This is a genomic window from Corynebacterium cystitidis (genome assembly GCF_900187295.1).
Classification (GTDB): domain Bacteria; phylum Actinomycetota; class Actinomycetes; order Mycobacteriales; family Mycobacteriaceae; genus Corynebacterium; species Corynebacterium cystitidis.
Map to the genome: position 1 here is coordinate 2,593,966 of NZ_LT906473.1, position 25,001 is coordinate 2,618,966.

22 protein-coding genes and 1 tRNA gene are annotated in these 25,001 nt (G+C 57.3%); 11 read left to right on the forward strand and 12 right to left on the reverse strand.

Translation table 11 applies throughout. From position 1 onward, the window contains the following. Positions 1–6: 6 nt before the first annotated feature. The 7 genes from CKV99_RS12255 to CKV99_RS14395 form a co-directional block, all read right to left on the reverse strand. A complete protein-coding gene (locus CKV99_RS12255) occupies positions 7–1,011 on the reverse strand; it encodes an ABC transporter substrate-binding protein (protein WP_092259558.1) in 1,005 nt (334 codons plus the stop codon). 60 nt (positions 1,012–1,071) lie between these two features. Continuing rightward, positions 1,072–2,412, reverse strand: a complete 1,341-nt coding sequence (locus CKV99_RS12260; RefSeq protein WP_092259556.1) for a hypothetical protein — start codon at positions 2,410–2,412, stop codon at positions 1,072–1,074. 190 nt (positions 2,413–2,602) lie between these two features. Then, positions 2,603–5,071 carry a YncE family protein gene (locus CKV99_RS12265; RefSeq protein WP_092259554.1) on the reverse strand — a complete coding sequence of 823 codons (2,469 nt, stop codon included), beginning with the start codon at positions 5,069–5,071 and terminating at the stop codon, positions 2,603–2,605. Positions 5,072–5,592: 521 nt separating this feature from the next. Further along, entirely contained in the window at positions 5,593–6,237 is a 645-nt protein-coding gene (locus tag CKV99_RS12270; RefSeq protein WP_092259552.1) for a CAP domain-containing protein, read from the reverse strand. A 314-nt stretch (positions 6,238–6,551) separates the two neighbouring features. Next, positions 6,552–6,977 carry an alternative ribosome rescue aminoacyl-tRNA hydrolase ArfB gene (gene arfB, locus CKV99_RS12275; protein WP_092259605.1) on the reverse strand — a complete coding sequence of 142 codons (426 nt, stop codon included), beginning with the start codon at positions 6,975–6,977 and terminating at the stop codon, positions 6,552–6,554. A 206-nt stretch (positions 6,978–7,183) separates the two neighbouring features. Beyond that, the gene (locus CKV99_RS12280) at positions 7,184–9,307 is read right to left on the reverse strand and encodes a beta-glucosidase family protein (RefSeq protein ID WP_092259550.1); all 2,124 of its coding nucleotides are present in this window, start codon (positions 9,305–9,307) and stop codon (positions 7,184–7,186) included. 93 nt (positions 9,308–9,400) lie between these two features. Further along, positions 9,401–9,565, reverse strand: coding sequence for a hypothetical protein (locus CKV99_RS14395; protein ID WP_157728468.1), 165 nt, complete (start codon positions 9,563–9,565; stop codon positions 9,401–9,403). A gap of 124 nt (positions 9,566–9,689) precedes the next feature. Between CKV99_RS14395 and larE the strand changes: the two genes are divergently transcribed. After that, on the forward strand, positions 9,690–10,592 hold the full coding sequence (gene larE / locus CKV99_RS12285; protein WP_092259548.1) for an ATP-dependent sacrificial sulfur transferase LarE: 903 nt from the start codon (positions 9,690–9,692) through the stop codon (positions 10,590–10,592). Between the two features lie 200 nt (positions 10,593–10,792). On the opposite strand, the gene CKV99_RS12290 is transcribed toward larE, so the two are convergent. Together CKV99_RS12290 and CKV99_RS12295 are read right to left on the reverse strand one after the other, a co-directional pair. Next, complete coding sequence (locus CKV99_RS12290; protein WP_092259545.1) at positions 10,793–12,688, reverse strand: acyl-CoA dehydrogenase family protein; 1,896 nt, start codon at positions 12,686–12,688, stop codon at positions 10,793–10,795. Positions 12,689–12,739: 51 nt separating this feature from the next. Continuing rightward, entirely contained in the window at positions 12,740–13,357 is a 618-nt protein-coding gene (locus CKV99_RS12295) for a TetR/AcrR family transcriptional regulator (protein WP_169872640.1), read from the reverse strand. Between the two features lie 104 nt (positions 13,358–13,461). Here CKV99_RS12295 and CKV99_RS12300 point away from each other — a divergent pair, with 104 nt between their 5' ends. From CKV99_RS12300 to CKV99_RS12325, 6 genes are all read left to right on the forward strand, one after another. Next, a complete protein-coding gene (locus CKV99_RS12300; RefSeq protein WP_092259541.1) occupies positions 13,462–14,712 on the forward strand; it encodes an acetyl-CoA C-acetyltransferase in 1,251 nt (416 codons plus the stop codon). After that, complete coding sequence (locus CKV99_RS12305; protein ID WP_092259539.1) at positions 14,709–16,118, forward strand: 3-oxoacyl-ACP reductase; 1,410 nt, start codon at positions 14,709–14,711, stop codon at positions 16,116–16,118. Before CKV99_RS12300 ends, CKV99_RS12305 begins: the two co-directional genes overlap by 4 nt. 10 nt (positions 16,119–16,128) lie before the next feature. Beyond that, entirely contained in the window at positions 16,129–17,070 is a 942-nt protein-coding gene (locus CKV99_RS12310; protein WP_092259537.1) for a MaoC family dehydratase, read from the forward strand. A 43-nt stretch (positions 17,071–17,113) separates the two neighbouring features. Then, complete coding sequence (larB, locus tag CKV99_RS12315; protein ID WP_092259534.1) at positions 17,114–17,779, forward strand: nickel pincer cofactor biosynthesis protein LarB; 666 nt, start codon at positions 17,114–17,116, stop codon at positions 17,777–17,779. Positions 17,780–17,908: 129 nt separating this feature from the next. Continuing rightward, positions 17,909–18,316, forward strand: a complete 408-nt coding sequence (locus tag CKV99_RS12320) for a helix-turn-helix domain-containing protein (protein WP_092259531.1) — start codon at positions 17,909–17,911, stop codon at positions 18,314–18,316. Between the two features lie 260 nt (positions 18,317–18,576). After that, positions 18,577–18,966 (forward strand): hypothetical protein, encoded by a 390-nt coding sequence (locus tag CKV99_RS12325; RefSeq protein ID WP_092259529.1) that lies wholly within the window; start codon positions 18,577–18,579, stop codon positions 18,964–18,966. Here CKV99_RS12325 and CKV99_RS12330 read toward each other — a convergent pair. After that, positions 18,963–19,808, reverse strand: a complete 846-nt coding sequence (locus tag CKV99_RS12330; RefSeq protein ID WP_092259526.1) for a DUF1206 domain-containing protein — start codon at positions 19,806–19,808, stop codon at positions 18,963–18,965. The genes CKV99_RS12325 and CKV99_RS12330 overlap by 4 nt on opposite strands. Then, positions 19,805–21,133, reverse strand: coding sequence for a nickel pincer cofactor biosynthesis protein LarC (gene larC, locus CKV99_RS12335; RefSeq protein ID WP_092259523.1), 1,329 nt, complete (start codon positions 21,131–21,133; stop codon positions 19,805–19,807). Before larC ends, CKV99_RS12330 begins: the two co-directional genes overlap by 4 nt. A 23-nt stretch (positions 21,134–21,156) precedes the next feature. Here larC and CKV99_RS12340 point away from each other — a divergent pair, with 23 nt between their 5' ends. Then, a complete protein-coding gene (locus CKV99_RS12340; protein ID WP_143063447.1) occupies positions 21,157–21,447 on the forward strand; it encodes a hypothetical protein in 291 nt (96 codons plus the stop codon). Between the two features lie 442 nt (positions 21,448–21,889). Here the strand turns inward: CKV99_RS12340 and CKV99_RS12345 are convergent. Continuing rightward, positions 21,890–21,975, reverse strand: a tRNA-Leu gene (locus tag CKV99_RS12345). Between the two features lie 221 nt (positions 21,976–22,196). Here CKV99_RS12345 and CKV99_RS12350 point away from each other — a divergent pair. The 3 genes from CKV99_RS12350 (at position 22,197) to CKV99_RS12360 (ending at position 25,001) form a co-directional block, all read left to right on the forward strand. Continuing rightward, entirely contained in the window at positions 22,197–23,030 is an 834-nt protein-coding gene (locus CKV99_RS12350) for a DUF3662 and FHA domain-containing protein (protein WP_092259517.1), read from the forward strand. A 91-nt stretch (positions 23,031–23,121) separates the two neighbouring features. Next, positions 23,122–23,568: an FHA domain-containing protein FhaB/FipA gene (locus CKV99_RS12355; protein WP_092259514.1), complete on the forward strand. Its 447-nt coding sequence runs from the start codon at positions 23,122–23,124 to the stop codon at positions 23,566–23,568. Further along, complete coding sequence (locus CKV99_RS12360) at positions 23,565–25,001, forward strand: PP2C family protein-serine/threonine phosphatase (RefSeq protein WP_092259511.1); 1,437 nt, start codon at positions 23,565–23,567, stop codon at positions 24,999–25,001. The genes CKV99_RS12355 and CKV99_RS12360 overlap by 4 nt, the downstream gene beginning before the upstream one ends.

A 25,001-nucleotide genomic window follows, 5' to 3' on the forward strand; every position in this document is an offset into this window, starting at 1 on the left:
GAGCATTTATAGGAGGTTGGTTTCAACATCGTCGAGGATGCGGTTCATCAGAAGTGGGCCCCCAGTTGATGTCCAGGCAGCCCCATCGACTGGGATGATGTGGTTTTTCTGGTAGGCAGTCAGGTCAGTAAAACCGGGGACTTGGATAGCTACACGCAGTGCGTCTTCTGCGGCTGCGCGGTCGGCATCGCCACCTGCTTCGGGGTTGGTCACAGAGGAGCCGCCCAGAGTGCCGAAAAACATGTAGTCGGCATCGATCTCAGCAATATTTTCTGCGGACACTGGCCAGGAGTGCCCGCGGCCTAACCGGTCTTGGGAGGGTGGACGTTTCAAACCGATATCTTCAAGAGCGCGCCCGGCCGGCAATTCCTTCAGGATGAGCGATGGGGCGTTGCCCTGCCAGCGAACAATAGCAAAGGTGTCGTTGTGGTAAGCAGTAAGTTGCTTTTTCATTTCTTCCGCTCGTTTTTCGTACTTTTCGACGACCTTTTCTCCCTCACCTTCTTCGTTAAGAGCTTGCGAAACGAATCCAAGGTTTTTGCGCCAATCTCCTCCTGCATAACCGGTGTATACAGTAGGCGCGATTTCTCGCAAGGCTTCAACAATGGGCGGGTTGTTGTTTACTGATGTGCCGTCAACAAGGATGAGGTCAGGTTGGACCGCTCCAATCGCTTCGAAGTTGAGCTGGGATACGGAGCCTAGTAGAGGGATGTCAGCTGCCCTATCCATGAGGTAAGAGGGAACGGTTTGCTGTCCACGTCCGGCAACAGTACCTACTGGTGTGTGCCCTAATGCTAGGACCGCATCAAGCGTGGGCTCAGACAACGTCACGATTCTTTGCGGTTTGTCTGGTACCTCAACTGTTGTTCCTTCAACGTCCACCATGGTGCGGGTTGCACCTGTGGCTGTTACGGATGTTCCGGTGTCTGAGCATGAGGCTAACCCTGCCACTGCTGTGCTCACAGCGAGCAGTTTCAGAAAAGAGCGACGCGTAAAGCGTTCTTTATTCATTGTTCGGTCATTCCTCACAGTAGTGGTTGCCTGCGTTGGCTGCCTGCTGGCAGATGGCATTTAGAAAGGCAGGAGATGCAGTGGCAGTAGTCCTTGGCTGGCGGCGATTGCAGCGAGAATTCCTAGAACGGCCAGAATCCCTCCAGCAATTCCTAAACCTTTCGACGATTGCGTGTCGTTGTTCCCTTCCTCGTTTGAACTTAACGACGATCCGCCTGGTTGAGTGCCAGGGTCTGGGTTTGGCTTCGTACCTGGGTCAGGCTGAGGCGCTGGGCTTGGTTGACTCTGCGCAGCGGTAAAGGTGAGACCCGAATCGTATCGGCGATTGCGATCTTCCCCAGGCAATCTCAACATCACTGCCATTTCTTGGCCAAGTAGCTCCTCCTTCACCGGAATTTTAATGTCGAGGATAGAGACCGTACCTGCCGCGCTAGCAACAGCATTTGAACGGTCCGGGTGATCCTCGATGAGGTTAATTCCCAGCACGCCCATATTGTCCACTGACGTAGTAGGTGGAACATTGCGCACGGTGAGAGTGATTGTGGATCCTAGTGGAATGCCGGAACCGTGTGGAGTGTTCACGCTGATTTCTGGGCTACCACGAAAGCGAGAATTCTTCACGGTTCCTTTAGAGCCGGTTAGCACAAGTTCTGCTTGTTCATTTGCCAGGACTGGGGTGGCGGTGAGGTCGAGAGCAGTTTGAAAACTGCCTTCGGGTCCAGCCGTCACGGATTGCTCTCCGTCGCTGAACTTGGCGGGTTGACCTTTGATCGTAGCTGTCACCGTTTCTCCTGGCTGAAAACCTTTCACTTGGAGACTTGCGCCGAATCCTTGTGCAGTAACAGTGACATCAGGTTCATAAAGTGGTGTCGTGCCATCGTTTTCTAGAACTTCAAACCAAGCGAGCTTAGAGATTGGCCCAGCAGGATCGCCATCAGTTCCGCTCAGCACGCGAACCCAATAAGCGCCAGGCTGAAGATCTGCAGGAATTCTCAACGTTCCCTGCCAGGATCCGTCAGCTTGTGGCACGTTGGGTGCGTTGAAATAGGCCGTACCGCTACCATCTACTTCAACAACGTCCGTTCCGGCTTGATTATCTTCAAAACGAAGATTGACTCCATCGTTGAGTTTAAATGATAAAAATGCCTGTTCGGAGTTTCTGGGGTTGAACCCTGTGCCAGATATTGTCATCACATCGCCCTGGACAACGGGCTGGATCGGGTTAATGGTTCCTGGCCCAAGGTCTACCTGGCGTGGTACCTCACCCGTGACAGATTTAGTAAACGTTGTCTCAGCTTGCGCAAAGGAGATAGGAGCTTCGGTAACGAAAGTGCCTGTAGCTATCAGCGGGACAGACACCGCTATGACGATTGCGCGTTTTGCAGTGAGAAGGATTTTCATTTTTACTCCAATAACAGCTTTTGTTCTTGTTGATTAGTTGATGGCGGTAAATATTTGGTTATGTCGTTTGAATTTTCTAATCACCCCGCAGTTGAGAATTACTGCGGGTGAATATTGGCCCCCTCGACAATCACTCGGACTACCGGCAATTGGAGCCAATAGCCCGAGCGATATCGTCCCATATCTTGCTTTAGAGGTTTAACAGCTCAATGATTGGCTGGGGAATGAACTGCTTAGGAATGACTCCTGCATGCAGCAGGAATCCGATAATCCCAGCTGCTGCAGCGACAACGGCGGCGACAGCACCAACCGCTATGACCGGCTTCGACGAGGCCTGATCGTTGGAGCTTCCAGGCTTATCCTTGTCGCCAGGCTTATCCTTGTCGCCAGGCTTATCCTTGTCGCCAGGCTTATCCTTGTCGCCAGGCTTATCTTTGTCGCCAGGCTTTGGCGCTGGCGCACCATCCGCCAGGCTGAGCTTGGTTATCTGGTTATAGCCTGATTTACCGTCTTCATTGGTGACATCGGCTTTGTTGACCACGTAGACGGCACCGTCTTTACCAAGGGAGACGTGGTTGACGCGCGCACCTCCGCCATCAAGGTTGGCGATGATTTCGAGGGTTTCAGCATCGATGACGGTGATGGTATCGCCACCGAAGTTGGTGACGTAAACCACATCATCCTGCGGGCTGTATTCAGAGTTCAGTGCACCTGCACCCGTAGGAATGTCCTTGATAACCTCACCGGTTTTTGCATCGATGACGAGATTATTCGCGGAGCCCTGGGAGCTAACATGTAGGCGGTTGCGCTTTGCCTCGTATGCAATGCCGGAGCCGCGGACAATCTGCTCGTCCTTGAAGTTGTCCCAAACGGTTACCTTATTGCCGTTGCGGGTTTCAATCTTGGCCACTTTAGCTTCCACCAGGGACACCGTGTATAGGTCACCAGTGTCCTGGTTCATGTCCAGTGCCATAGTGTCAATGAAATCGTCGATAATGATCTTTTCTGGTTCAGCCTCGAGATCATTGCCGTCGAAGACGGTGATCAGACCCGAGCCATAGCGCGGGGAGGACACATATGCCTTACCAGTTTGCTGGTCGACGATCACATCACGAGAGTGGTGGACAGCATCAGCTGGCCATTGTTTCTTCAGTTCAAGGGTGTCAGCGTCATACACAGCGATCGTGTTTTGGCGGGTGTTAGTAATCCACACCAGGCCACGCTCATCATCAAGGCCAACGCCATATGCGGCCCAGAGGCCACCACGCCCATAGTCAGTTTCTTCTGGAGTTGCCTCAGCCTGGATTTCTAGGGTGTCTGCATCCAGCTTGTATAGCGTGGACTCCTTGATCGGTGGGCGCCCTACCGAACGGGTCACATACACGGAGTTACGCTTTTCGGAGTAGGCAGTCTGGTAAAGACCAGACGGCAGGTATCCCTTGGTGATGTTGAACTGCTCTTCACCAAACTTGACGTTTGAAGGGGTTAGCTGCTGGCCGGAATCGTAAGTTACCGGCTCAGCTACACCTGGCAGAGCCACGGTGACGGTCAGTTCCTTGAACAGCAGTTTGTTGTCATTTGGAATTTGAACGCCTTCGACCGTGATCTCATCGAACACGCGCACAGTTCCGTCGTGCTGTTTTTCTTCCCGCTTTTCGGTAGCGGTGCCTTTCTGGCTATCACTAAGCAGTTCAACGTCTTCCCCGACGAGACCTACTCCCTGCAAGGTTGTGCCTTCTGGCAGGTTGGAAACTGTGATCGTGGCAGCACTTCCCAGTGCCGGTGTGCGACCTACATCGGTGCTTGCAGAAATGCTCGGGGTGCCAACGATCGTGGTCTTCGCTTCGGTACCACTATCACTGCCAGTGAGGACCAGCTCAGCTTCTTCACCAGCAACGACACTAACTCTGCCGAGGTTGACTACGGCGCTGACGTTGCCGGTGGCACCAGCCTCAATCTCGTCGGTTGCACGGCGACCTGCACCAAAGCGCACGGACTCGCCCTTAACAGTACCGGTGATTTTCTCTCCTGGGGTAAATCCAGTGGCCTCAACATCAACCAGGGTTCCGCGCGTGGTTGCACTGGAGATGGTTCCCTCTGAGTTATCAGCAGCCGGTGGCTCCTCGCCCGGTGCGGGGGCAGCAGGCTCTTCGACCACGTTGAACCACTGGTACTTGCTGATCATTCCTGCAGTATCGCCATCGGCTCCGGCCAGGACACGGATCCAGTACGCGCCTGGCTCCATGTCCTTAGGAAGCTTGACGGTGACATTCAAGTTTCCATCGGCATCTGGCAGAGCTTCTCGGGTCAAATTCAGGGTATCTGCGGGTGATACATCGAGGCCTGGGGCGGTTTGCTCGGGCCATTGCTTAAACGGCTCAGTACCGCCGTCATTAATCTTCAGCCCGATAAACGCAGTGTCACTGGTGCGTGGTTTAAAACCCGATCCAGTGATGGTGATTTCACCGCCGGCAAGAGCATCTTGAATGGGATTGAGTACACCATCGCCAAGGCCTTCAGCATTGCCGCGAGGTGTTTTGCCGTCAACGGAGGTTTGAGCCGTAGCGACAGGAGAAACGGTGGCTGAAACACCGGTGGTGATCAAGGAAGCGGAGACAAGCGCTGCAATAGCACGCTTGCCGAGGGGACGGATTTTCATGTTTCCTCATATGAATAGAACGACAGGACATCTAGCCACACCAAGTCTTCGTGCTGCGTTTCACAGCGATTGTGGACACCGGAAACTAAAGGCGCTTCTCGAAGATGTACTCGAAGACTTATCTGACCAGAAACGGGAACCTTGAGTGAACTCACCCTAAAGTAAGGGTAGCCTAACCTCACCCAGGTTAACCTTACCTTATTGTGGCGCTGCCAAAGAATCAAGAGTTAGCTGAAAGTTTGCTCTTTTTTCGCCATTCTCCTGACAAATTCATGTTCAGCAGGTAAATGCCCCACAAAGACCCCACCCAATGCCTACCCCCGTTTTGCCCACCCCGTGAAGTACGTTTAGTGGATCCGCAGAATGCCATCCGTTTCCTTGGATCCACCTGGGCCACTCGAGGTCACTGTAGACTCCCGCCCCCCCTACGTCACCTTTCAGCGCCGACGCGCTCATCGACGATAGACGAACCTAGACAAATCCAGTTGCGGGAAAACTCGACTAGTCTGCCTAAATTGCGATTACCACATCAACTGCATGGTGCCGTAGCTGGAGCCATTTGAAGAATCTGCAGAGCCGAAACCAGCTTTTGTCACACTTGAATTCAACATGTTGCGATTATGGCCTGGGGAGTTTTTCCACATGTTGAAGAACTGGTCTGGATCACCACTCCAGTTCATCGCAACGTTTTCAAACACGTTGTAGTCACCGTGGTACATACGATTTTCCCGCGCCTGCACGCCCGACCACTCGCGCGACTGGTCCATCAACTGCTGGTCCACCTTCAACGGCTGCACCCCATGCGCCTCACGGTGATTATTGAGTAACTCAAGCATCCGAGCTTCGTCGGAAGTAAGCGCTACGTTACCAACAACAACCTCTCCACCGGATGCGTCGCGAACCGCTGGCCTTACACGCCCTTCGGAAGCGTGCCCTTTATTGGAATCATCACTTTTCGACCACCATTCCCAAAACTTCAAGAAATCCCAGGACCAGTCGAATACCGACGATGATGTCGGCGTCGACGACGATGACAGGGATGACAGGGAAGCCTGCTGTGCTTCCGGGTGCTCCGAGTCAGCTACGGCAGGGCTAACACCAGCAGTACTAAGCCCAATAGTGAAGACAATAGTGGCGCTCAGCCTCTTCACCCTGTTGGTTCGCATAAAAACTCCTATTTCAAATGGACTTCATCAAACGGGTTTCCCCGCAGTACTTTACTAGGATGGACCATAAAACTGGCATCTACCTTAGAATTTCTTAGCCTTTTGAGTCAATTTCTTATCTGGCATTCATAATGTGCCCTAGTCCTGTTTCAAAGCCAGAACCTTTTCACGCTGAACCACCAAACGACGTCCCCACCGCAGTAGACCTACTCGTAGAGCGCCTCCTCAAGTTAGAAAACCCTCTGCGCCGGAAATAGGTTTTACGTCAGACACGAACCCCTTCCCACGGAATTAATTCGAGCTATTCTTCCTGGCTATAGCGGAGGCCGACGCAGCTTCTTGATCTCAGAACGTCGCCGCTTCGCATCTAGCCTGCGCCGCACCGACCCTCGCGTCGGCTTTGTTTTCCTCCGCGGCGGCGGGGGCGGTGCCAGGGCATCGCGCAACAGGCTGGCCAGTCGCTTCCTCGCCTCATTCCGGTTTTGAAGCTGGGAACGCTGGGTGGAGGCTTCTACGGTGAGCACAGTGGTGCCAAGATTTTTTATCGCGCGCAATTTCTGCTTTTCACTCAGCACACTGCATTGCTCAATATCGAGATTGAGCTGCACCTTACTGTCAGTGGTGTTCACGCTCTGGCCACCCGGACCGGACGACCGCGCAAACCTCTCCGTCAGATCTGCCGCCGGAATCACCAACCCTTCCGGCACACCAGGCCCCGGCTCAACCCTTACACCACGCATGGGTCCCACTTTAGGTTTTTTGCTTAACGACGCCCACCCGGTCCCCACCACAACCAGAAGCACGACATGGTGGTCGATGATTGGCAACCAAAAATGCACCATTCGGTCGACAAATCCCGCCTCCGCTGGGGGAGAACTGAGATTTGTCGACCGAATAGTGCGCGCTAAAGAGGGGCCACCGAAAGGCGGCCGCCAGGCGGTGGGCTCTACACTGTGAACTTTTCGACGAAGGAATTGTCCTCAGAAGAGGTGCCCACGTAGACGGTGAACTCGCCGGATGGGACCACGAAGTCATGCGCCACAATATCCCACACGCCCAGCGGGTGGTTGGTGGCTGCTGCATCGACGTTCAGTTCAACAGTCTCAGAAGCACCAGGCTCCAGGTAAACCTTCTTGAAACCAACCAAGCGCTTCGGTGGCTGGCCATTAACCGGGATGCCCAGGTACACCTGAACAACCTCAGCACCAGCAACGTCACCGGTGTTGGTCACCTTCGCCGTCACCTTCACACCATCCTTGGAGCCGGAGGCGGAAACGTCGGAAAGCTCGAAAGTGGTGTAGCTTAAGCCGTGCCCGAACGCGAACGCCGGCTTCACATTATTCGCCTGGAACCAGCGGTAGCCCATCTCAAGGCCCTCCGTGTAGCGAATGGTGTTGTAGCCCTCACCTTCGTTGGTGCCTGGGTAACGCTCTGGATGATTGTGGCCAATCCAGTCTTCATCACGCGCAGGGTAGGTAGTAGGCACCTTGCCGGACGGGTTGACCTTACCAAACAGCAGGTCAGCGACAACGTGGCCGTCTTCCACGCCCTGGTTCCACACCTCGAGCACGGTCGCGGCCTGGTCCAGCCACGGCATGACCATCGGTGCAGACGACTTCAGCACCACAACATTGTTGTCATTGGCAGCCAACAGAGCCGGGATCATCTCATTTTGCTGGTGTGGCATCTGCATGGTCTTGGAGTCTGCGCCCTCGGTGGCGATCAGGCCGGCCATCACAACCACCAGGTCCGCATCCTTCGCAGCGGCAACCGCGTCATCCAAGTTGGATAGGTCACGCTCAACGACGAACAAATCCACCTGCGCATCACTACCCAGCTCCTGCAACACGTCTTGCATACCTGGCTGCGGGGCAACAGTGTAAATCGGCTTAACCTTGGAGGATCCACCACCACCCTGGCAAGCGCGCTCGGCGAACCTATCCTGGCCCACAATGAGCACCTTCTTGTTCGCATTCGGATCCAAAGGAAGCACGTTCTTGTCGTTCTTCAACAAAACAGCCATCTGCGCGCCGATACGACGAGCGATCTTGCCGTGCTTCTCACCATCGATATCGACCGGGTTGTACTCGCGATCAAAGTGGTTGAAGCGGAACATCTGGGTGTAGCGGCGCACCAAGGCGCGGTCGACCAGCTCGATCTCCAGAGAGGTATCCTCAAGCGCTGCCTTGATGTTTTCCTCATTCAGCCACTTAGCATCCGGCATCTCGTGGTCCAGGCCAGCGTTGATAGAGGCGGCGCAGGAACGGGTGGACCAGAAGTCCGACTGCACATAACCCTCGAAGCCCCAGTCGCGGCGCAAGACGTCGTTAAGCAAATAGCGGTTCTCTGTGGCGTAGTCGCCGCGCACGCGGTTGTACGCGGACATGATAGAGGCGATCTTGCCGTCCTTCACCAGCATTTCAAACGGCAGCAAGTACAGCTCGCGCAGCGGAACTTCATCGACCTCCACGTTGGTGCGGAAACGCTCATACTCCTGGTCATTGACCGCGTAGTGCTTGCCCATCGCGATGATGTCATGCGACTGGATTGCCTTGGTGATCTCCACGCCCATCGCACCAGACAGGTACGGATCCTCCGAGAAGTACTCGAAGTTGCGGCCCGCGGTGGTAGTGCGGTGCAGGTTCACAGCCGGACCCTCAAGAACGTGCTGGCCGGCGTCATCGGTTTCCTGGCCGATGACATCACCGTACTCGTAGGCCAACTCGGTATCGAAGGAGGCAGCAACGCCGATGGTCATCGGCAGCGCGGTCGCGTGCGGCGCGTCATTACCGTCACCCATGCCCACACCCACGGGGCCGTTGGTGATGCGGACACGCGGAATGCCCAGCTCATCCAGGGCCTTCACGTGGCGCTCCACGTTAATCTGGGTGGCCAGCTGCTCCATGGCTTCTTCATCTTCGGGCTCATTGGCAGCCGCGTAAATGTTGACGGTTTTCATACCGCCGTGCAGCTGGGCGATCTTCTGCTCCAGCGTCATATTTTCCACGAGCTTCTCGGCGCGCTCGCGATCAGTCAGGGATTCATCCATCCATGGACGTTCTGCAGACATAGTGAAGTCCTTTCAATGTGGTCTATCTCGCTCAAATAGGGCTAACGTGAGTTATTCCATTGTACGAACTAAAAGGCGCAGGAGCTAGGAGTTTCACATTGTTGCAGGGCACTTATCGCGCACCGCTTCTTCTGCCTCGTGGCGTGCCTGGGCAAACTCGGGCGCGCCACCGTAGATCCCTTTCAGTTCAGAGATGTCCAGGATGGCTTTGCCTTGGCGTTGCACCGAGTCATTGTCGAGGAAAATCGGCCTGCCCAAAAAGCGCCACCTGCTGGGCCGGTTAAGATTGTCCAGAAAGCTAATGGGACCCCACGCACACAGCGGGCAAGGTGTATGCATCGCCTACTCCCCCTAAAGGGGGAGTAGACCTAAAGTGGTAGCCATGTCTTTGCTCCAGCCTGATCCTGCTACTCGTGCGTTGATTGATAAGGTTGCGCCGCACTTGCCGACGACCGGTCGGATCGGTGTGGCTTATTCAGGAGGGGTGGACTCTGCCGCCTTGCTGGCGGTGTGCCATTACCTGCTGGGGCACGAGCGCACGCTGGGGATCACGGCGATTTCGGCTAGTTTCGCGGCCCGTGAGCGGGCGATGGCGCGTGACACCGCAGCGCTGATTGGCGCTGAGGTGATTGAGGTGGAAACCCATGAGGATGAGATCGAGGCCTACCAAGAAAACACCACTGACCGGTGTTATTTTTGCAAGAACGAAATGTTTGAGGTGATCGACCAGTCGGTCGTCGATAAGCACAATCTGGAAGCTGTCGCCTACGGCGAAAATGCTGATGACGCAAAGCGCATCGACCGCCCCGGCGCGCGCGCTGCCACAGAACATGGGGTGCTACGCCCGCTTGCTGCTGCTGGCTTGACCAAGGCCGATGTGCGCGAGATTGCGCGCGGTTTTGGGTTGCCGGTGGCGGATAAGCCGGCGGCACCATGTTTGGCGTCGCGGGTGCCGCATGGGTTGGAAGTGAACCGGGAGAAGCTCGCCCAGATTGAGGGCCTCGAACTGACCCTCTATGAGCTGGGCTTTTCAGATTCGCGTGTGCGGCATCATGAGAAGATTGCGCGCATCGAGTTGTTGCCGGAAGAGATGGCGCGCGCCGCTGACCCGGCGGTGGCGATGCGCATTGTGGAGTCTGCCCGCGAGCTGGGCTTCACCTACGCCACGGTGGATTTGAAGGGGATTCAGTCCGGGGCTATGACGCTGGAGGCCATGAAGTCGCTCAAAGACCAGCTGAAAGACAAACTAAAATACGTCGGCGCTGATGAGGAACGCAGGGACTAGCGGTGTTCGCATTCCTCGGTTCGCATTCCTCGGTTCGCATTCCTCGGTTCGCATTCTAGCTTTTCCGAGACGATTGCCTTTAAAGTTTATGCAGATAGACGAAGTGGGTAGGGGACTTCGAACTAAGGAATGCGAACTGAGGACTTCGAACTAAGGAATGCGATGTTCGACCTAGTTCGACCTAGTTCGATCTAGTTCTGCTACTGAACAAACGCTGAGTTGAGCCACTGTTCTGGTACGCCGAGGCCATCGATGATGTCGTCGACGTTGACGGTGAGCTCCGCGCACAGGCGTTCCACGGTGGCGGTCAGCGCGCGGGAGCGTGCGCCGTCGATCTGTCCGCGCTCGAGGAACCAGGACCGATGCTTACGGATCACGCTGAGCGCGTAGAGGTCACACAGCTTGATCAACAGGTCACGGGCGGGGCCCTCCGCAGTTTCATCAATACCACCGATGAATGCCTCCAGGATTACGCGATCCATGTGCGCCTTCGCCGCCGCGATGAGGTGGTTTTGGCAGGCGTTGAATCCGGTGAACTGCTCCTCCTTCGGCATTTTTAGCACGTCGCGCATGCGCAAGCCCAATGATTCGATGATGCGTTTTTCGCGGAACTCCAACATTTCGACATGCCAGCCACGGGCCAGCAGAATGTCATCACCCTTCTTGCCTTGAGCTGCGGTAACGAGGCGATCAATGGTGGCGGTAGCGGTGGTGCGTTCTAACAGGCGGTTGCCAACCAGAGCCGCGGAACGGCGTGCGGCCTCGATCATGTCTAAGTCTTTCCAGCTGGACTGGAACTCAGCAAGTAAGGAGCGGCCCACAAGCTGGAACAACACGGTGTTGTCGCCTTCGAATGTGGCAAACACGTCCGCGTCTCCACGCAGGGTGGTCAGCCCATTTTCTGCCATGTACCCGGCGCCGCCGCAGGCTTCTCGGCAGACCTGAATAGTGTCGTTGGCCCAGCGTGTCTGTACTGCTTTGAGTCCGGCGGCGCGGGCCTCGAGGGAACGGGTGGTTTTCTCGTCGGCGCCGTCGCGGACTTGTTGGAAGTGTTCCATCACACGGTTTTGCGCAAAGCCCATCGCGTAGGCGAATGCCAGTTGTGGGATGAGCTTTTTCTGGTGTGCTTGGTACTCCAGGATGGTCACCGGTTCGCCGGTACTCGTAGCAAATTGAGTGCGGCTCAACCCGTAGCGGGTGGCTATCACCAGTGCCCGCCGGGTAGCGGACGCAGCTGCCCCACCCACCGAGATTCGGCCGCGCACCAGCGTAGACAGGGTGGTGTAAAAACGCTTTCCGCGGTTGTCGATGGGCGACTGGTACTGGCCGTTGACATCAACAGTGCCGTAGCGGTCCAGCAGGTTGAAGCGTGGAACGCGCACGTGATCGAAAGAGATGGTGCCGTTATCCACGCCAAGCAGGCCACCTTTCAGGCCGTGGTCGCCGAGGGTGACACCGGGCCTGGGCTGGCCGGACTCGTCGCGGACGGGCACGATGATGCAGTGCACCCCGTGGTTTTCGTCGCCTACGATGAGCTGGCCAAATATGGCGGCTAGTTCGCCGTGGTTGGCGGCGTTGCCGATGTATGCTTTGCGGTCCTGTGGGGTGGGGGTGTGGATTTCAAACTCATCGTCGTCTGGCATATATGTGATCGTTGTGCCTAACGATTGCACATCGCTGCCCCGGCCAAGCTCAGTCATGCCATAGCAGCCCGGGATGGTACAGGCGATAATTCCCGGCATCCACTTCTCAATTTGCTGCTCATTGCCCAAGTTGAGCACCGCTCCTCCGAACAGGCCCTGCTGGACTCCGCTTTTTACAGTTAGTGAAAGATCGCCCATGGCGAGAATTTCGAAGGCGGCAATTGAGCTGGCCATGGGTGCCCCGTCACCCAAACCTTCGGGCATGCCCACTTTGCTGTAGCCGATCTTCGATAGTTTTTTCAGGGACTCAAATGTCCACTGGCGGGCTTGGTCCATCGTTTGGTCATAGGGCCGCACGACGATATCTGGGGTCAGTTCGGTGCGGAAGCGTTGCTTGGTGTCGTGGTGTGCTCCGTCGAGAGCCCGGCGGAGGGCGGGTCCGTGCATGCTCATTGTTCTTCTCCTTCTCACTCATTCTCACTGCTGGTGCTCAATTGCTGGTTTTCAATTGCTGGTTTCGGAATTTAGGTATGGGGTGAACAATTCGTCGAGGGCGGCAAGTATCTCGTCTTTGGGCTTGATCTGACCGGTGGCCACCCAACGGTCTGTCACTGCCCAGATGGCGCCGACGATGGCTTGGGCGATGATGTCGCTGCGTTGCTCAAACCCATGCTCCCGCAGGAGTTGGGCCAACCGCTCTCCGATCAGGGCAGTGAGGGTGACTACAGGGTCTGCGCCGTCGCCGATAGCGGCATCAGGAGTTGTGGTGACAAAGGCGTAGACTGCGGGGTCCTTGTCGACGAGCGTGAGGTACGTCTCTGCAAGATCATGAACGAGGCGGGGTAAAGGAGTGGTTGGGCGAGGCGCTAATGGCAGGTGGCGGTAAATATATTCGACCGTGCGGGCCACCACTGCGGACCAGAGCCCGGCGCGGTCGGTGAAGTGCCGGTAAAACACGGCCTTGGAGGTGCCGGCGGTGTCGGCGATGGCGTCCATGTGCACGCTGGCGCCGTGCTTACGGAGGGCTCTAATTGTGTCCGCGAGCAGCTGTTCTCTCTTCTCTTGGCGGTGCTTTTCCCAGCGGGTGGAGCGCCCGTCTGGTGTCACCTTCATTTCGTTCATGAAACTGAGGGTATCATATACTTTGAGTATCATGTAACATGAGTCACACACAGTGAATAAGCGAGAAAAACACCCAACTGATCTCCAAGAACAAAGGCAAAACCATGACAGATTTCACCCACTCCCCCGTCATCATCGGGGGTAACCGCACCCCCTTCGCCCGCACGGGAACGGCATACGCTGGATCGTCGGCAAGCGAACTGCTCACCGCCGCACTTGACGGTCTGGTAGCACGCTTCGGGCTGGCCGGCGAAACCCTCGACGAAGTCGCCGGCGGCGCCGTGCTCAAGCACTCCAAAGATTTCAATCTCACCCGCGAGGCCGTACTCGGCACCGCGCTGGATCCGCATACCCCGGCCGTGGACCTGGGCCAGGCCTGCGCGACCAGCCTGGAGGCCACCGTCTACCTGGCCAATAAGATTCGGCTCGGCCAGGCCGGGATTGGTATCGCCGCCGGCGTGGATTCGGCATCAGACGCCCCGATCGCCGTGTCCGACGGCCTACGCAAAGTCCTCCTGCGCGTCAGCCAGGCCAAAAAACCTCAGGACAAACTCAAAGCACTCACCGCACTGCGGCCGAGCCACCTCGCGCCGAATCCACCGAAGGTGGAAGAGCCGCGCACAGGGCTATCAATGGGTGCCTCTCAGGCCGCAACCACAGCCGCCCTCCAGATCTCCCGCGAGGCGCAAGATGAGCTCGCGTTAGCCAGCCACCAGCGCCTCGCCGCTACGTGGGATTCCGGCTTTTTCGATGACCTGGTCACGCCGTTTAAGGGCCTGACTCGCGACAACGTCGTGCGGCCCGACACAACCCTGGAGAAGTTAGCCTCGCTCAAGCCCGTCTTCGGCGAGACCATGACCGCCGGAAATTCCACAGCGCTGACCGACGGTGCCGCGGCAGTACTGCTTGCCGACGAGGCCTTGGCCAGATCGCGTGGCTGGCAACCGCTGGCCAAATTCGTCGATGCTCAAGTGGCAGCCGTCGATTTTGTAGGCGGTGATCCGAGGACTGACGGCCTGCTCATGGCCCCGGTTCGGGCTTTGCCGGTGCTGCTGGAACGCAACGGGTTAACCGCGGATGACATCGCGGTATTCGAGTTCCACGAGGCGTTCGCCGCCACTGTTCTCAGCCATGTCTACGCCCTGAAGAAGCAGGGCATCACTATCGATCCTGACCGCATTAACCCCGACGGCTCATCCCTGGCTGCCGGCCACCCGTTCGCCGCCACCGGTGCGCGCATCGTGGCCAGCCTGGCCAAGCGCCTGCATTCCACAGGTCCTGGCACCCGTGGCGTGATCTCCATCTGCGCTGCTGGCGGCCAAGGCGTCGTTGCACTTCTGGAGGCAACATCATGAACATCCTAGAGACCATCCTCACCTCTGGCCCGGGCCGTCTGGCCACCAAACAGTTGGGCTTATCTGATCCGCCGAAGCTGCGCCGCGGCGACATCCTCCCCGCCGGCAAGGTAGTTCTAGCGGTGACAGGGGCTTCGTCGTTAAGCGCGCGCACGCTCGCACTATGCGGGATCACGCCCATCGATCCGCTTTTCGACGAGCCCGCCACCCGCACCACTGTCGATAACGGGAAGGAAAAGGTAGCAAGCTACCCCACCCGCCCCGGCGTTGTGGTGGTGGATGCCACCGACATGGTCAAGCTTGACCAGCTGGAAAAGATTCGCAGCGTGCTGCGCCCAGCAATGCATGACCTGGAAAAATCGGGCCGTGTGATCCTGCTTGGCCCGGCACCGGGCGACGCTGAGGGCCATGAGGCACGTGCCGTGGCTACCGCACTTGATGGGCTGATGCGCACCATCGGCAAGGAGTTACGCGCAGGTTCTACCGCCAACCTGATCCGGGTGCGCCCCGAAACCACCGAGCATGACCTTGCCTCTAGCATGAACTTTTTAATCAGTGGGCGCTCAGCGTTTGTGTCAGGCCAGACGTGGGAAGTGGGCGCCGCCCCTACGGAGGTGGCCGATCAGCCACAACCTTTTGCCGGGCGCATCGTCGTGGTCACCGGCGCAGCACGCGGGATTGGTGAGGCCATTGCCCGCACCTTTGCCCGCGACGGCGCCACCGTGGTGGCCGTGGACCTGCCCGCCGCCGGCGAGGCCTTGGCCAAAGTGGCTGTGGAAATTGGTGGTTCCGCCCTCCAGTTAGACATCACGGCTGCGGGGGCAGCGAAGTCGATACGCAACCACATCCGCAGCGTACACGGGGACAACGCCCACTTATGGGCCATTGTGCACAACGCCGGTATCACCCGCGACAAGCTGCTGGCCAACCTCGATGAAGCCAAGTGGAAGCAAGTGATTGACATCAACCTCAAAGCCGAAATGGCGATCAACGCCGACCTGCTAGACGCCTACCATGCAGGTGACAGTTCAGGCGATAATGCGGGCGGATTCGCCGATGGGGGCAGAATCATTGGGATTGCGTCGACAAGCGGAATTGCCGGGCAGAAAGGCCAAACCAACTACGCAGCAAGTAAGGCCGGTGTGATCGGCTATACCCAATCGCTGGCGGCAACGCTCAGCGGCGACTTTACCGCCAACGCTGTGGCGCCCGGATTTATTGAGACCGACATGACCGCCGCCATCCCCTATGTCAGCCGCGAAATTTTCCGCTGCACCAACAGCCTGAGCCAAGGTGGGCGCCCCGTGGACGTCGCCGAAACCATCGCCTACCTTGCCCGGCCCGCATCCGGCGGCATCAATGGCCAGATCGTGCGCGTGTGTGGCCAAAACCTGATCGGACAGTAAGGAGACAGCCATGTTCAGCTCCACATCCCGCAGCGCTCCGGGCGCGCTGAAGAAAGTAGCAGGCCAGGCACGGTTCTTCGCCACAGCTTTGCGCCCCACCGCGAGCCGTAAACCAGCGTGGTCGGGCGCACCCGTGGCCGGCACCCGGATAGCTGGCTTCACCCAAGACAAGGCCAACTTGGCTGCCTACCAGGACCTTTGTGGGTTTGACCGTAGTGAGTACGTGCCGGCCACCTGGCTGCACGTGCAAACCTTCGCCCTGCAAACCGAGATCATGTCCAGCCGCGACTGGCCCTTCCCCGTCTTGGGCACGGTGCACGTGGCTAACCTGATGCGGCAGTTCCGTCCCGTGCATATCGACGAAGAACTCAACATCGGTGTGCAGGTAGGCCAGCTGTATCCCCACGCCAAGGGCACTATCACCACGATGTCGTGCACCGTCGAGACCGGACGCGAGCTGGTGTGGGCGGGCCACAGCGACTACCTCATCCCCCGCTACGACATCCCAGGCCAGCATGTGCAGGTCGAGCGCGAAAATGTACCCGATGCCCAGCCGAGCGCCCGCCTCGAGGTTCCCGCGGGTTTGGGCAGGCAGTACGCCAAGGTCACCGGTGACTTTAACCCGATCCACCTCGGGGCCGCCAGCGCGAAACTCTTTGGATTTAAGTCTGCCATCGCCCACGGCATGTGGACGCACGCCTGGGCGCTCGCCCAGCAAGAAGACGTGCTGCCCGCGGCGTACGAGACACGCGTGCAGTTCACAAAGCCCGTGCCGCTTCCGTCGGCGGTGAACTTCGTGCGCGAGACCGCCACCGATCATTCTGCTGCTGGAACTGCTGCTGGTACTGCTGCTGGTACTGTGCGCTACGGTGTGATCAACGATGAAGGAAACCCCCACCTGGCAGGGCATATCCGCCCACTTGATCCGCGTGAGATGGGCCGCCCGGCGTAGCGGTTAGACTAGTAGGGCCTATCCTCGCGCTGAAAGGATCCCCATGTCGGAGCACACCCGCCCAGTCGGTGATTTCGCACGCCTAGACGTGGACCGCGTCCGCCGCCGTGGCTACCCCGAGGCCATCTTCTGCGAGGGCAAGACTGTCTCCCAGGTTGCGGCGATCGCCGGAGCGCTTAACGACGACTACCCCACCCTATTCACCCGTATCTCCCAGGAGCAGGCCGAAGCTGTGCTTGGTGTGCTGCCCGACGCGCTCTACGACGAGGTGGCCCGCATGGTGGTGTGGCCCCCGGCCGAACCGGAAGTCTCTGGTGTGTCGGTGCTGGTGGTGTGCGCTGGTTCCTCTGATTTGCCGGTGGCTCGCGAGGCCATGCTGACTGCCCGCTATCTGGGACGATCGGTGGAGCTGCTTGTCGACGTCGGTGTGGCCGGCATTCATCGCCTGCTGGAACATGAGCAGAAACTGCACGACGCAGGCGTCATTATTGTGGCCGCCGGCATGGACGGTGCTTTGCCGTCGGTGGTGGGTGGCCTTGTGTCTGCGCCGGTGGTGGCTGTGCCAACATCGGTGGGTTATGGGGCCGGCGCCGGAGGCGTTGCTCCTTTGTTGACCATGTTGAACTCGTGTGCGCCAGGTGTGGGCGTGGTCAATATTGATAACGGGTACGGCGCTGGCCACTTGGCAGCCCAGATCGCAGCACGGTAACTGAATCAACCACCGCTCTTTTGACCATGCGTGGCGTGCAGTGGCTGCGTCGACCACATCCTATCTTGCACTTATATCTGAAATACTGTTACAGTTGCATGTGTAAGATCATCACAGGAAGGACGGGCCATGGCTACAACAGTGGCACCGGAAATTGAACTGACCCAGAAAATCCAAGAACAAGCTGATCACGTCGTTTCTAGTAACCGTTCCGTGCACGATCTAACGCACGGCGCTATCCCACACGAGCTCGCAAACGTCATTGAGACAGTGCTTCGCGCTGCGGCAAACGGGGAAACGATCACTTTGTCACGCTTGCCAGAAGTCCTCACCACTACGGAGGCTGCTCGTCAGCTCGGCATTTCCCGCCCAACATTGATGAGGAAGATCAAAAAAGGCGAGATTGATTCGTTCAAGGTAGGCACCCATACCCGCATCAAAGCCGAGGCAGTATTCGACTACCGCCGTAAACGCCACACGGAAGCCAAGAAGGCTTTTGAGGAGATGCGCCTTCTCGATGACGACATCTTCGATTAGTTCCCTCGGCAACCCGCGTGTATTGACATGTGGGTTGTGCCCGGTAACTACGTCCTTTTTGATGCTAACATCTGGTTTTCTCGAACTCTGACAGACTGGTTCTTCAAGCTGCACCCATCCTCCAGAGAGGATGGGGTTCCTCTTTTCTATCCCAGTGGGCTGAAGACATTCTGGCAGAAGCCCACTATAACCTCCGGCGAAAGTGCCCGGAACAGCCCTCTGGCTCGATTGATGCGCGTTTCGACCGAATTCGAAAGAGCTTGAAGGACTGGCGGATTACCGATTACAAGATCACTAACACCGACCACCACGATGGACATGATTACCACATAGTCAATGCCGCGTTAGCTGGGCAGACGGATTACCTAGTCACCAACGACAAAGCATTTTCACGCGGACTTAACCTCGACGATTTTCCCTTCGAGATCTTAAGCTCCGATGAGTTCCTCTGCTTGGTGTACGAATCCGCACCAGAACTGTGCCTGCAGGTTTCTCATGATGAACTGCGCTACTGGCAAACTAAGAAGCAGACTGACCCTTCGATCGCTGTGAATCTGCCGAAGACACTTCGCAATGCTGGTTGCCCTATTTTTGCCGAGAAGGTCAGGCACATGGTGCTGCAGATCAATGATGAGACCTACCGCTGCTAACCACCGCTCTTTTGACCATGCGTGGCGTGCAGTGGCTGCGTCGACCACATCAGGCAGAACATCGCGAAGGACCAAAAACCCGCCGCCACCAGCGCACCCATCACTCGCCCCAGGGGCAGGCCCACAAGAAACCGCACCGCGTCATTCATCGTGCCGGCATATTCGGGCACCGCGCTTATCGACGACCACGCCACCAACCCACCAATCAGAATCAGGGAGGAGCCCAGCATCGAGTACCCAATCATGCCGGCGACCACCACCCATTTCGCTACTGGCCCCCGAAATTCGTCCACAAAGATTCTGCCCAGTCCGCGACCAATCTGCCCGAACCCAATGCCCATCATCACAACACCAACGATCAGGACGGTGAGGCGGCCGCCGGGGCGGGACAGGGCTTCGTCGACAAGCCCTGGCCAATCCGCCCCGCGCAACGGCACTTGCAGGGCGATCATCACGGCGAAGGCACTTAACGACGCATAAATGACGGCCCGACCAGTTGATGACATTCGCCGATTGAACCGCCGAATCCCTTTCAGGTGCGCGTATCCAACAAGCGCCTCAATGGCCTGCCACACCGCGATCACCCCGAGGCCTGATGCCGCCACAAGCAGCAACAAGTGACCGAATGGTTGGCGTGCCACTGCAGCCAGCACGGTGTGGAATGAGGCCGGGTTTTCCGACAGCCCTCCGCTAAACGCGATCTGCGCCACCAGGATTCCGAGCAGCCCGTAGACCAGCCCAAACGTAATGAGGCCCACCCGCACAAAAAGTAGGTAAAACCTATTTTGTTGCACATGGGTGCTCAGCCGCTGGAGGTTGTTCACCTGGTGGACAGTACTCACTGAAGCAACACTACCTGTGCACCCCTACTTTCCGCCCGGCGCAGCACTTCTTTCACCGGCAACCCTAGTGCCTCGGCGGCAGCGCGTGCGTCGTCGAACTCGGGTTGACGGGTCATTTCCACTCCCCCACGCGTACCCACCTTTACTTTCACCTCATGTCCATCGACGTCGACCACCTCAAAGTGCCTGTCGAGCCCCTCACGCTCCACCTCCCACGACCGCACACCGAACGTTGTGGTGTGCGTAAACAACACGTCCTTGACGGCGGAAGGATCGTCGGTAAGCACATGAATTGTGTGCGCTGGCCTGCCCTTTTTCATCACTATCGGTGTCAGCCACGCATCATTCGCGCCTGCTTGCAGAAGCTTTTCGACGACCACTGGCCAGATTCGCGGGTCAAGATCATCAATATTGGCCTCCAGCTGGGTCAGTCGGCCTGTGTCGGGATTCGAGTTCGGGGTCGCCGGCTTCTCCTGTTCCGGCGCCTGCAAGACAACCAGGCGCACCATATTCGCTCGGCCCGGGGTATCTTTGGTCCCTGCACCAATCCCAATCTTTTCGCTGACGCCACTAGGCAGAGGACCAAAGGTTGTAGCAAAGTGCTTCACCAGCGCGATCCCGGTGGGTGTTGCCAACTCACCAGGATTTTTAGAAACGGGATGCCCGTGGTGGTGTTCGTGGTCGTGGTCGTGACCGTGCTCATGACCGTGGTCATGACCGTGCGCGTGCTCTCCCCCCACCAAAATCTCGCCGGAGATGGTCGGGATCCCAAGCGCCAATTCCGCTACCGCAGGAACCGGCACCGGAATATCACCATGAGCTGCAGTAATGCGACCATAACCAAGAGCTACCGGGGACGACGCTACCGGAGCGCCAGCACGGCCAGAACAGTTAGAACCACTAGCAGCACCGAGCAGGCGCATGCCCTCGCACACGCCCACAACATCGGCGATAGAATCCCACGCTCCTACCTCATGAAAATGAATAGTTTCAGGGTCCACGCCGTGTACTTTCGCCTCGGCAACAGCGATCAGCTCGAATACACTCAGGGCGTTGGCGCGGGTATCGTCGTGAAGCGAAGCGGTGGCCAGAATTGCCTTGATGTCCCGCCAAGTGCGGTGGGGCTGGTCGTCGATAAGCGTGTCTACGTGCACTTTCACCCCGCGCTGCCCGGCGCGCGTGACCTCCTCGGCCCGCAGTACAACGGTGTCGGGGATTACTGCTTCGATGGCGCGCTGCAAATCAGCGATGTCAACCCCTGCGTCCACGAGGGCGCCTAGCAGCATATCGCCGGCGACCCCGGCAGTGGCATCAATCCAGATCATAACCTCGACTGTAGTGACTACCCATGCCTTCTAGCTATCCCGGGGCCGGACTCACTTCCCGCGATGACAGCAAGAGTGTGCTGCACGGAACGTCACAGCAACTCGATGCTGCTGGTGGCCTTGGATGTTTTGGGCGCGAAGTGGCGGCTGTAATTTCGGCAATCACCTTCGGGGTGACTGTTCTGATTGGTTTTTGGCTGGTCCGCGACGCCAAAGATTTCTGGGTTCGAGCCATGTTCGACTCCTCGCACGTAGGCGACTTGGACAACCCCGGCTCTAAATCTGCACTGGCCATCTTGCAGGCACATTGCTAGCAGGCACATTGCTAGCAGGCACATTGCTAGCAGGCACATCGACCTTAACGAGCCCCTTTAGTGCATGCCTTAGCAACGCCGATTAAAAGAGAATTAGACGCTAGAAATACGTATCGAATCTCCTGCTTCAGGTGACTGAGGTGGTGGAAACGGCGATGGATAGTGAAACTAAGTATGAGCGTATGAGGAAGCCGACTCCGACGAGGTGAACCCGGGGCCGAGCCTTGACGTGCTGTTTGCGGCCTGCTCGGTGATGTGGGGGCCTCTGTTCTCTTCGGTCGTCAGTTTCTGTTTTTAGCGGAGAAAAACCACAAACTGGCAACCGAAGAGAACGAAGAGAACAGTGAAGCCGGAAGAACAGTGGCTGGCAGTGAAAAGAATGCGGGCAATCAAAAGGAAAAATCGAGACACCATGGAGCGGTGTCTTGATTAGGATAATTAATGGTGCCCGGGGGGGACTTGAACCCCCACGTTCTTGCGAACACTGGCACCTGAAGCCAGCGCGTCTGCCAATTCCGCCACCCGGGCGGGCGACTTAAATAACCCTAGCTCAGCCCGAAATAACCGCCAAATCGCCAGCATGTTTCGTCGAAAAGCGAAGACTCTTCGGACGTTATCAGCCAATTCTGCAGCGACTGGGTAGGTAACGGGGAGGAAAGGGTTCTATACTGGCACAGAATACATCTGTCCACTATGTCCAATGTATCTATGTTCAATGCACAACTGACTTCAGGGAGGAGGTGCGGACGATGGGGTTAATGGACCGCCTAGCCAAGTTTGATAGCAGTTTACAACGTGGCCTTGATAATGGTTTCGCTGCTATCTTCGGTGGCCGTGTTGTGCCTGCTGAGATTGAGGAACTGCTCAAGCAGGAGGCGCAGGACAATGTCACCGAAACGCAGGAGCAGCGTCTGATGGCCCCGAACGTGTTCGCGGTGGGTGTGTCGTCGAAGGACCTTGAGAATCTGTCGCAGGAACGCGAACTTCCGGAGCGCCTTGCGGACCAGTTGATGCGTTATATCCGTAACCAGGGTTGGGCTCTTGCTGGGTTTGGGGTGGTGCGGATTGCTGAGGAATCGGGCTTGCGTACCGGCCAGCTCAGCGTCTCGTCGTATATCGATCCGGATCCAGACGTGGCTAGCGGGTTTGATGCCATCGTCGCGGAAGCAAAGAGAAATTCGGCGCAGCCGATCCCCGGTTCAACCAGTACTTCGCACAGTGAGGTCTCCAAGGAGGATGACATGTCCGAACCTAATTCTGTCAAGCCGGTTAGCGATGCCCACGGCCCAGCTGTCAGCTTGTTGTTGCAAGATGGATCCTCGCGCACCTACTTGGTGCATGAGGGTTCGAATATTATTGGCCGCTCCAATGATTCGGATTTCCGCCTGCCGGATACGGGTGTTTCACGCCAGCACGCTGAGATCACGTGGGATGGTCATGATGCGGTGTTGACGGATCTGCAGTCAACGAACGGCACTACCGTCAATGATGAGAATGTGGATAACTGGTTGCTGCAAGACGGTGACGTAATCACCATTGGCCATTCGAATATTGAGGTCCGCATTGTCGGGCCGTCACGCTAAAGTCCTGCTCGTGCGTTAGTAGGGTGACCGCGTTAGCTTCGCTTACTCTGTTAACTTCGTGCTCAACCGTTAAAGAAAGGCCGTTTATCTCGTGGACTCTGTAGTTCTTCTCTTGGTCCGGTTTGGTCTTCTGGTGCTGCTGTGGATCCTCATTATTATTGTGATCCTCGCCCTGCGCCGGGATGTTAAGAGGTCGAGTGGCACTCGCCACGCGGCTGTGTCATCAAACCCGATTCGGCGTGAGAAGGCCCGCGCCATCACTGTGGTTGAGGGCCCGCTGAAGGGCAGCCACATGAACATTGCGTCGATTGAGGCGTTTACGCTCGGCCGGTCGAATGAGAATGATTTTGTGCTTGGCGACGATTTCTCGTCGTCACGCCATGCTCGGTTGTTCCGCCGCGGAAGCGACTGGTTTGTGGAGGACTTGGATTCACGGAATGGCACGTTCGTGGGTGGTACACGGATTGAACAGCCCGAACGTGTGAGTGTGGGAACGGATATCAAAATGGGTCGCACGATTGTGAGGTTGATCCCATGAGTTTGAAGTTGAATTATGTGGCTGTGTCTGACCGTGGCCTTGTGCGTGGTAATAATGAGGACTCTGCCTATGCGGGCCCGCACCTGCTGTTGCTTGCCGACGGCATGGGGGGCCACGCCGCGGGAGAGGTTGCGTCCCAGTTGATGGTAAGCCACATGGAACACCTCGACCAGGATCCTAAAGATAATGACATGCTGGCGCTACTTGGTGTCGCCGCAGATGATGCAAACGCGTCGATTGCGGATGCCATTCGGGAGAATCCGGAGCAAGACGGGATGGGTACTACCTTGACCGCTTTGCTGTTCAACGGCCGCGAGTTCGGCTTGATCCACGCTGGTGATTCACGTGGCTACCGCCTTCGGGACGGGAAGTTAGAGCAGATCACTATCGACGACACTTTCGTGCAGTCTCTGGTGGAGCAGGGCAAGCTGGACCCAGAGGACGTGTCGACGCACCCCCAGAAGTCGCTGATTTTGAAGGCTTTTACGGGCCGTCCTGTGGAGCCGGGTTTGGCCCATGTGGATGCTCGTGCAGGTGATCGCCTTTTGCTGTGTTCCGACGGTTTGTCGGACCCTGTTACGGCCTCCACCATTGAGGAGGCTCTCGGCCAGGGCACACCCGATGAGGCGGCGCACAAGCTGATTGAGCTTGCGTTGCGGTCCGGCGGCCCAGACAACATCACCATTGTGATTGCGGATATCGTCGATACGCACACTGATTCCGCAACCCGGGTGCCCACGAAACCTGCTGTGGCCGGCGCGTTAGCTCTGGAGCAGAAGGAGACACACCCGGACACGGCTGCGGGCCGTGCGGCGGCGCTGAACAAGAACCGCCAGGTCATCCCTCCTAATCAGGGTGGCCGCAACTCCGACGCTGGGGGAGCTAACAATGATAAATTGAAAGCAGCCGACAACCGTGACGATAAGGAGCCTCATTCCCGGCGTGGGAAGGGAAGCTGGGTGCTGATTGTTAGCCTGCTTACCGTCTTGATTGTGGTTCTTGCGGGCGGGTTCTTCTTGGATAAGAAGCGAGATGAGTCTTTTTTCGTCTCGACGAACGAGCAGGGCGCGTTCGTCGTCGAGCACGGATTTGATTACGCAGTTTTTGGCAACGCCCTGCATGAGCCAATTCAACACACGTGTATTAATGACAAGAACGAACTGAAGTTCGTCGACATTGACGCGGTTCCAGAGGACTGCCAACTGTTTACTGTCGACGATTTACCGGAGTCGATTCGAGGCCAGGCTCAGGACCTGTCGGGCGGGTCGTTCGACGAGGTGTCGCAACAGATGAACAGGCTTGCCGACGAGGCGCTGCCGGTGTGCGTCGAAACACCCCACCAGCGTCAGCATGATAAGGCGGAGGCTGACAGTAAGGCTGAAAAGCCGAGCGAGTCTGCTGTCTCATCTGTGGAATGCCGGGAGGTGAAGTAA

Excerpts from the sequence above, each read along its gene's own strand:
- CKV99_RS12255 (WP_092259558.1), bottom strand. The coding sequence starts at position 1,011 with ATGAATAAAGAACGCTTTACGCGTCGCTCTTTTCTGAAACTGCTCGCT.
- CKV99_RS12260 (WP_092259556.1), bottom strand. The coding sequence starts at position 2,412 with ATGAAAATCCTTCTCACTGCAAAACGCGCAATCGTCATAGCGGTGTCT.
- CKV99_RS12265 (WP_092259554.1), bottom strand. The coding sequence starts at position 5,071 with ATGAAAATCCGTCCCCTCGGCAAGCGTGCTATTGCAGCGCTTGTCTCC.
- CKV99_RS12270 (WP_092259552.1), bottom strand. The coding sequence starts at position 6,237 with ATGCGAACCAACAGGGTGAAGAGGCTGAGCGCCACTATTGTCTTCACT.
- arfB (WP_092259605.1), bottom strand. The coding sequence starts at position 6,977 with ATGCGTGGTGTAAGGGTTGAGCCGGGGCCTGGTGTGCCGGAAGGGTTG.
- CKV99_RS12280 (WP_092259550.1), bottom strand. The coding sequence starts at position 9,307 with ATGTCTGCAGAACGTCCATGGATGGATGAATCCCTGACTGATCGCGAG.
- larE (WP_092259548.1), top strand. The coding sequence starts at position 9,690 with ATGTCTTTGCTCCAGCCTGATCCTGCTACTCGTGCGTTGATTGATAAG.
- CKV99_RS12290 (WP_092259545.1), bottom strand. The coding sequence starts at position 12,688 with ATGAGCATGCACGGACCCGCCCTCCGCCGGGCTCTCGACGGAGCACAC.
- CKV99_RS12295 (WP_169872640.1), bottom strand. The coding sequence starts at position 13,357 with ATGAACGAAATGAAGGTGACACCAGACGGGCGCTCCACCCGCTGGGAA.
- CKV99_RS12300 (WP_092259541.1), top strand. The coding sequence starts at position 13,462 with ATGACAGATTTCACCCACTCCCCCGTCATCATCGGGGGTAACCGCACC.
- CKV99_RS12305 (WP_092259539.1), top strand. The coding sequence starts at position 14,709 with ATGAACATCCTAGAGACCATCCTCACCTCTGGCCCGGGCCGTCTGGCC.
- CKV99_RS12310 (WP_092259537.1), top strand. The coding sequence starts at position 16,129 with ATGTTCAGCTCCACATCCCGCAGCGCTCCGGGCGCGCTGAAGAAAGTA.
- larB (WP_092259534.1), top strand. The coding sequence starts at position 17,114 with ATGTCGGAGCACACCCGCCCAGTCGGTGATTTCGCACGCCTAGACGTG.
- CKV99_RS12320 (WP_092259531.1), top strand. The coding sequence starts at position 17,909 with ATGGCTACAACAGTGGCACCGGAAATTGAACTGACCCAGAAAATCCAA.
- larC (WP_092259523.1), bottom strand. The coding sequence starts at position 21,133 with ATGATCTGGATTGATGCCACTGCCGGGGTCGCCGGCGATATGCTGCTA.
- CKV99_RS12340 (WP_143063447.1), top strand. The coding sequence starts at position 21,157 with ATGCCTTCTAGCTATCCCGGGGCCGGACTCACTTCCCGCGATGACAGC.
- CKV99_RS12350 (WP_092259517.1), top strand. The coding sequence starts at position 22,197 with ATGGGGTTAATGGACCGCCTAGCCAAGTTTGATAGCAGTTTACAACGT.
- CKV99_RS12360 (WP_092259511.1), top strand. The coding sequence starts at position 23,565 with ATGAGTTTGAAGTTGAATTATGTGGCTGTGTCTGACCGTGGCCTTGTG.